Source organism: Halomonas sp. SIMBA_159, assembly GCF_046536035.1.
Lineage (GTDB): Bacteria > Pseudomonadota > Gammaproteobacteria > Pseudomonadales > Halomonadaceae > Vreelandella > Vreelandella venusta_A.
In genome coordinates this window covers 1-248 of record NZ_JAWJBT010001211.1, presented here as the reverse complement: position 1 = coordinate 248, position 248 = coordinate 1, and the positions used below count along the sequence as shown (strand labels likewise).

1 protein-coding gene is annotated in these 248 nt (G+C 61.3%); it reads left to right on the top strand.

Annotated elements, in window-relative coordinates:
* A partial coding sequence (locus R0J87_RS23115; protein ID WP_498889286.1) for an acetyl-CoA carboxylase biotin carboxyl carrier protein occupies nucleotides 1-248 on the top strand: 248 nt, incomplete at both ends.

The window sequence follows — 248 nt, the reverse complement described above, 5'->3', positions numbered from 1 at the left end:
CACCGGTTGCTGCACCTGCGCAAATGTACGCAGCGCCGGCACCAGCCGCTCCTGCGGCACCGGTTGCCGCACCTGCTGAAGCGGCGGCACCAGCTGCTCCTGCTACGCCTGCCGGTCACCAGGTACTGTCGCCTATGGTCGGTACTTTCTACCGCGCGCCTAGCCCGGAAGCAAAATCCTTTGTGGAAGTCGGTCAAAGCGTAAACGTTGGCGATACCCTGTGCATCGTTGAAGCCATGAAGATGATG